This window comes from Ligilactobacillus acidipiscis DSM 15836 (assembly GCF_001435755.1).
GTDB lineage: Bacteria > Bacillota > Bacilli > Lactobacillales > Lactobacillaceae > Ligilactobacillus > Ligilactobacillus acidipiscis.
The window spans coordinates 1-6,957 of sequence record NZ_AZFI01000113.1 but is presented as its reverse complement, the minus strand read 5'-3'; the positions used below and the strand labels follow the sequence as shown (position 1 = coordinate 6,957).

5 protein-coding genes are annotated in these 6,957 nt (G+C 38.1%); all 5 read left to right on the top strand.

Annotation, left to right across the window (positions count from 1 at the left end; genetic code table 11):
- The first annotated feature begins 14 nt into the window (after window positions 1-14).
- The 5 genes from FC65_RS07725 to FC65_RS07705 all read left to right on the top strand — a co-directional run bounded on the left by FC65_RS07725 (window position 15) and on the right by FC65_RS07705 (window position 6,729).
- Entirely contained in the window at window positions 15-1,148 is a 1,134-nt protein-coding gene (locus tag FC65_RS07725) for an aldehyde dehydrogenase family protein (RefSeq protein ID WP_082619068.1), read from the top strand.
- A gap of 395 nt (window positions 1,149-1,543) precedes the next feature.
- On the top strand, window positions 1,544-2,110 hold the full coding sequence (locus tag FC65_RS07720) for a MarR family winged helix-turn-helix transcriptional regulator (RefSeq protein ID WP_056972165.1): 567 nt from the start codon (window positions 1,544-1,546) through the stop codon (window positions 2,108-2,110).
- Between the two features lie 68 nt (window positions 2,111-2,178).
- Window positions 2,179-3,915, top strand: coding sequence for an ABC transporter ATP-binding protein (locus tag FC65_RS07715; protein WP_056972164.1), 1,737 nt, complete (start codon window positions 2,179-2,181; stop codon window positions 3,913-3,915).
- Window positions 3,915-5,750 carry an ABC transporter ATP-binding protein gene (locus FC65_RS07710; RefSeq protein WP_056972163.1) on the top strand — a complete coding sequence of 612 codons (1,836 nt, stop codon included), beginning with the start codon at window positions 3,915-3,917 and terminating at the stop codon, window positions 5,748-5,750. The genes FC65_RS07715 and FC65_RS07710 overlap by 1 nt, the downstream gene beginning before the upstream one ends.
- A gap of 19 nt (window positions 5,751-5,769) precedes the next feature.
- Window positions 5,770-6,729 carry a hypothetical protein gene (locus FC65_RS07705; protein ID WP_056972162.1) on the top strand — a complete coding sequence of 320 codons (960 nt, stop codon included), beginning with the start codon at window positions 5,770-5,772 and terminating at the stop codon, window positions 6,727-6,729.
- The last annotated feature ends 228 nt before the right edge of the window (window positions 6,730-6,957 follow it).

The window sequence follows — 6,957 nt, the reverse complement described above, 5'->3', positions numbered from 1 at the left end:
CTTAAGGGAAAAGTATGAATAATTCAGGTTCTATCAATTATATTAAATATATGACGGGGCTGGCCCAATCTAATAAGGGTGAGGTTTTACAAAACCAAGTTGATCATGAAACTATTATGCTGATCAAAAAGCCTATCGGAGTAACGTCTGGCATCATTCCTTGGAATGCACCAATTTTTATTCTAATGCGTAAAATGATCCCTGCTTTAGTAACTGGTTGTTCAATTATTGTTAAACCTAGTGGTGAGACCCCGCTAGGAACCTTTAAAATCGCAGAATTACTGCAAAAAACAGATATTCCTGCTGGTCTAGTTCAAATTATCAGTGGCCCAGGATCCTCGATTGGAAATTTACTTGCTAAAAATCAACAGATCAATTTAATTTCTATTACGGGAAGTACAGGTGCCGGTAAGTCAGTTATGGAAGCTGCGGCAGCTAATGTAAAGAAGGTCAACTTGGAATTAGGTGGTAAAGCTCCTGCAATTGTCACTAATAAAGCTGATATTGATAAGGCTGTGAAGTATATTGTGATGGCTCGGATCAAAAACAGTGGTCAGGTCTGCACTTGCCCAGAAAGGATCTATGTACAAAGCGAAGTTTATGATGAATTTGTCAAGAAAGTCACAGATACTATGAGCAAAATCGTTACGGGGGATCCAACTTCACCTAACACTGATATGGGACCGATCATTAATAAGAAACAATTAGATTCTATTGAAAAAAAAGTTCAGGATGCCGTTGCTGCCGGCGCTAAAGTTCTAACTGGCGGTCATATTATTGAAAGTGAGGGCAATTTTTATGAACCGACTGTGATCGTTAATGTCGATGATGACTCTCAAATCATGAAAGACGAAATTTTTGGGCCGGTTTTGCCAATAGCTAAGTTTGCTACCATTGATGAAGCCATCGATAGGGCTAATGACTCCCCATATGGCCTTTCTTCATATGTATACACTGATGACTTAAAAGAATCCATGGAGTTTACTAATCGTTTGAACATTGGTGAAGTTTACGTTAACTGTGAAGCTGAAGAAGCTCTTACTGGCTATCATGCTGGTTGGCGTCAATCTGGCCTAGGCGGTGCCGATGGTCAACATGGATTTGAAGAATATTTGAATACGACTGTTAGTTATCTGCGTTACGAATAAAACCAACTAGAAAACCAATTATCTAAAGAGCAAGTCGCACCTGTATTGTTTATGCGACTTGCTCTTTTTTTGAATAAAAAGAAGAGTGTATTCAAAAAAATGTATTTTACAAATAGCAAAATAATATTCATGAAAATTTATGAAAAAATGAATTTCAGATGTTGACATATTGTTAAGGTACCTGTATTATATTCAAAGTAATTTTAAATAATAGATTGGCAAAAATTCAGAAAAATTGATTACGGATATTTTTGCCTTGTTGTTTTAGTGAGCTAACCGAGCGTGATTTTCCATTAATTTTAGCAAGATATTACTTACTAAGTAGGGACAAACTTTAATCACTTTTGGAAAATTACGTCCTGTAGCGCTCAATTTTTTATAGGAGGACTTTTCTAATGGACGAAATTACCGAACAATTTTTAATTTTTATTAGATTGTTTCGTCGATATACTAGCTATCATCATAAAAATCTCGGTAAATATGGCAATTTTTTACAAGGTCAAGGGCGTATTTTAGCTGTTTTAAAAATGAGACCTGATATTTCGCAAAAAGATTTGACTTATTTGTTAGCTATCAGGCCGCAGTCATTGGGCGAATTGTTAGTCAAACTCGAAAGAAATGAATTGATAGAACGTCACCCAGCGCAAGAGGATCGCAGGATCATGATGATCCATTTGACCGCTAAGGGGAAAAAAGTATCTGAAAAGATGGATGAAGCCCATAACATTGCTTTGTTTAATAAGCTGACTAAAGAAGAGCAAGTACAATTTAGTCAACTGTTAGGAAAATTAAGTAATGCTATGCAAGAGGAACTTCCTGAAGGTGATAAAAATGAACGCTTCTATGAGGATCCGCAAAGACATTTCGAAATGTTCAAACAGTTTCAAAAAACACATGGTGATTTACCAGTAAAATTTTTTGAGACAGAAACTAAGAATAAATGTTGTCAAAAGCATAAATGAATTTAAAAAAACAGGTGCTTTTTAAATTGTAGTTAATAGCGCAGTTATTTTGAAAGGGGTAAGTATGAATGTTTAAACTCGCTAAAGGACGAATGTCGATCTGGGCAGTCGTTGGTGCAGTCCTTTTTATGATCGTCCAAGTTACTGCTAACTTGAATATCCCTAGTTTGACGTCAGATATTGTCAATAACGGAGTCGTTAATGGTGATATTGATTATATCTGGCATGTTGGGATGAAGATGATCGGTTTTTCATTATTAAGTATTGCTGCTGCAGCAAGTAATGTTTTTATCGCATCACAAGCTTCAATGAAGTTAGGGCACAGGTTACGTAATGATATCTATGGTAAGGTCATCAATATGTCCAACGATGAATATGATCAGATCGAAACATCATCAATGATCACAAGAACGACCAACGATGTGATCCAGATTCAAAACGTGTACATTATGATGTTGCGAATGATGCTGATGTCACCCGTGATGTTGATTGGGGCCAGTTTTTTAGCATATAACAAAAACCACCGTTTGACTCTGATTTTCTTGGTGGTATTACCGATCATGTTAGTTTTTGTGGGAATCTTATTATACTTAGCTGTTCCTAAATTTAAAGCGATGCAGACTAAGACTGATCGCTTGAACCGTGTTTTTCGTGAGGGGTTAACAGGGGTTCGAGTGATCCGTGCTTTCCGTCGTGATAAATTTGAGCAAGACCGTTTTGAAGATGCTAACCGAGACTTCACCCAAAATGCGATCAATGTTAACATCATCATGGCTTTTTCGTTCCCAGCTATACAGTTGATCATTAGTGGGACAAACGTGGCAATTGTTTGGTTTGGAGCTAAGCTGATCGGTGCCCAGGCCATGCCTGTTGGTAATTTGATCTCATTTATGGCGTATGCAGCTCAAATTTTAGTCAGTTTTATGATGCTTTCAATGGTCTTTATTATGATCCCACGTGCTCAGGCTTCTGCTAAACGTATTCAAGAGGTCTTTGACCTGCGTTCGACATTGAAAGAAGATACAACGCCAGTCAAAACTGATAATACACCCGGAAACCATTCGTTGGAGTTTTCTCATGTTGATTATCGTTATGCTAATGCTGAAGAACCAGTTTTGACGAATGTTGATTTTAAGGCAGACAGCGGACAAACTGTCGGCATCATCGGTGGTACTGGTTCCGGTAAAACTTCTTTGGTCAACCTGATCCCACGATTTTACGATGTAGAAAAGGGAGAAATATCCCTGGATGGACAAGACTTAAAGCATTATGGTTTAGCTGATTTGCGTGACATGGTCTCTTTTGTTCCGCAAAAAGCGGTTCTCTTTAGGGGAACGTTACGTGAAAATATGAGATTTGGTAAGCCAAACGCTACTGATGAAGAAATTTGGCATGCTTTAGGTATTGCGCAAGCCACAGACTTTGTTAAAGAATCTCCAGAAGGTTTAGACCAGTATGTTGAACAAAATGGTGACAACTATTCCGGTGGTCAAAGACAACGTTTGACGATTGCGCGTGCTTTAGTCAAACAGGCTGCGGTTTACGTTTTTGATGATTCATTTTCAGCCTTAGATTTTAAGACTGATTCAGTTTTACGTCAGGCTTTAAAAAACGATGAACATATGCAGCAAAGTATTATTATCATTGTTGCAGAACGAATCGCTACAGTTGCAGATGCTGATAACATCTTGGTGTTGGATGAAGGAAAAGTTGTTGGTCAAGGAACTCATGATGAATTGAAAAATAGTAATGAGATATACCAAGAAATCATTAATTCTCAGATCAAGAAGGGAGATGAAGCCTAATGGCTCAAAATTCACATTCTGTCGAACGTCGTCGTAAACCTAAAAATTTTTGGAAGACGACCAGTCGTTTGTTGGGCTATATGTCTAATCGGATAGTAGGCTTGATCTTTGTGATGATCTTTGCGATCGTTAGTGTGATTTTTCAAATCAGGACTCCTAAAGTCTTAGGCCGCGCAACAACTGAGATATACAAAGGCGTTATGAAAGGAACTTCTCAACAAAAAGCAGGGATAGATATTCATGGTCTGCCGATCAATTACGAAAAGATCATTCAAATTATTATTATTGTGATCTTAATGTATTTAGCAGCAGCAATTTTTGCTTTTGTGCAACAGTTGATCATGACTTACATTTCTCAAAATACTGTTTATAAAATGAGAAAAGATCTGAAAAGCAAGATGGAACGTTTACCGATCAACTATTATGATACCCATAGTAACGGTGATATTATGAGCCGTGCCGTCAATGATATGGATAACGTTGCGAATATCTTACAACAAAACTTAACGCAGGCTGTCACAAGTGTCGTGCAGTTTATTGGAACTTTGTGGATGATGTTTTCGATTAGCTGGAAATTGACTTTGATCGCTCTAGTGACGATCCCTGTTAGTTTGATCGTCGTCGGATTTGTTGCTCCAAAATCACAGAAGTATTTTGCTGCACAACAAAAGAGCCTAGGTTTGATCAATGATCAGGTCGAAGAAAACTTTGCCGGTCAACAAGTCTTGAAGAGTTTCAACAAACAAAATGATTCGATCAAGGCTTTTCAGAAAGAAAATGACAATTATTATCGCTCATCTTGGAAAGCACAGTTCGTATCAGGGATCGTTATGCCGTTGATGATCTTCTTAAATAATATTGGTTATGTGTTTGTTGCTATTATTGGTGGGATCCAAGTTGCTAATGGAACTGTCACGTTAGGTAACATTCAAGCTTTCTTGCAATATATGAACCAGTTCTCACAACCTATTTCTCAAATGGCTAACTTAATGAACACGATTCAAATGACTATTGCTTCTGCGGAGCGGATCTTTGAAGTGATCGATGAAGAAGAAATGAAAGACACCAAGGATGCTCGTCCAGTCGAATCGACCTCTAATTTGATCGAATTACAACACGTCAAATTCGGTTATGATGGTAAGGATCTTTTGATGACTGATTACAACTTGGAAGTTAAACCGAGACAAGAAGTGGCGATCGTTGGACCGACAGGTGCCGGTAAGACAACTATCATTAACTTGTTAGAACGTTTCTATGATATTAAGGGCGGCAATATTCGTTTGAACGGTGTTGACACTAGAGATATCGATCGTGAAGATGTTCGTTCGCATTTTGCGATGGTCCTTCAGGATACTTGGCTGTTTTCAGGCTCGATCTATGAAAACATTAGATACGGACGTGAAGATGCTACAGATGAAGAGATCATGAATGCTTCCAAAGCTGCTCATGTTGACAATTTTGTCCGCCGTTTGCCCGATGGTTATGACACAGTCTTAAATGAATCCGGGTCCAATGTTTCTCAGGGACAACGACAGTTGATCACGATCGCACGTGCCTTTTTGGCCGATCCAGAGATCTTGATCTTGGATGAAGCTACAAGTTCGGTTGATACAAGAACGGAAGTCCATATTCAACATGCTATGGAACGTTTGTTAAAAGGACGGACTAGTTTTGTGGTTGCTCATCGTTTGTCTACTATCCAAAACGCGGATAACATTATCGTGATGAATCATGGTTCTGTTGTTGAAACAGGTACTCATGACGAGTTATTGAAACAAAACGGCTTTTACGCTGACCTATATAATAGTCAGTTTACTAGTGGTTTGTCATTTTAGTTAGGAGGCAATGTGCATTATGAAAAAAATTAGTGTGTTAGTACTAGCGCTTGCATTTGTTGCATTGTTCCTGACAGGATGTGGTCAAGATCAATTGTCAGTCTCAAACCACCATTTGAAAGCTGACGGTTTGGCAGTTGTTATCAAAGGGAAGACTAACCAAGAGCGGGTCACATATCAAATAGATAATGGTTCAAAAAAAACAGTTAAACCTGAGAGTTCAGCATATACCGTAATGATCCCAGTTCAGGAAAAGGCGCAAATGGTGTACTTAAAAGCTGGTTCTCAAAAAGAGACTGTTAGGGTCGATAAAACCCAACCTTTAGGAAATTATTCTCAGATCAAGCAAAAATTTGATCAAGGACTTGTGCTGACTAAGTTGTCTGCCCAAGACCAAAAAGCTGTTATGTCTATGCAAAAGCAGGCACAACAATTAAAAGCACAGCAAGCAGAGATTCAAAAGAAGGTTGCTGCTGATCAAAAAGCCGTTGCTCAAAGCCAAGATCAGCAAGCAGCAGCTGATTTGCAGAAACAAGCGCAGGCGGGAGAAAAACTAAAACAAGAAGCACAACAGTTACAGCAAAAGCAAGCCGTCTTAAAACCTAAATTGGCTCAGGCACAAGAGGCGGCTAAGAAAGACCAGTTGCCAACACAAGCGAAAAATGGGATCCATGATTTGCAAAAGAAAAAGAATTTTCAGTTGCGAGCTAATGTTAAAGATGAAAAAGTTAATGCTTTAGCATTAGTTGTGCCAACAAAGGCCATGAAGAATAAAACTCAGGCGCGTGATTTTATTTTGAAGTTTTCTATGTTATCTTCAGCTGTGGGTGCTGATCCAAAAGCGGTTTTAAAACAATTTAAAAAGCAAATGAATACAAACAAGTCAACGAAAACAACTGCTAAGACGATCCATTCCAATGGAGTTGACTTTAGTATAGGCATTTCAGCTGATCATTTGTATATCTACTTGTTAAAATAAAACAGAGTGGAGAGAAACGGGAGAAAGTGAGCACTATCAGGTGCAGACCTATAGTGTGATCTTGGCACTTTGACGTTTCAAATTTAGATAGAAAAAAGAGGCCCAGAAATCAAAAAACGATTTCTGGACCTCTTTTTTGTTATCAAGATAAACTTTTGAAACAACAATAAACTATACGGTTTTACGTGTTTTAAATCTTACCCCGATTTAAAATTGAAGTGCAACACT

What these genes read in the sequence shown, in the direction of transcription:
- FC65_RS07725 (WP_082619068.1), top strand. Translation starts at nt 15, where the DNA reads ATGAATAATTCAGGTTCTATCAATTATATTAAATATATGACGGGGCTG.
- FC65_RS07720 (WP_056972165.1), top strand. Translation starts at nt 1,544, where the DNA reads ATGGACGAAATTACCGAACAATTTTTAATTTTTATTAGATTGTTTCGT.
- FC65_RS07715 (WP_056972164.1), top strand. Translation starts at nt 2,179, where the DNA reads ATGTTTAAACTCGCTAAAGGACGAATGTCGATCTGGGCAGTCGTTGGT.
- FC65_RS07710 (WP_056972163.1), top strand. Translation starts at nt 3,915, where the DNA reads ATGGCTCAAAATTCACATTCTGTCGAACGTCGTCGTAAACCTAAAAAT.
- FC65_RS07705 (WP_056972162.1), top strand. Translation starts at nt 5,770, where the DNA reads ATGAAAAAAATTAGTGTGTTAGTACTAGCGCTTGCATTTGTTGCATTG.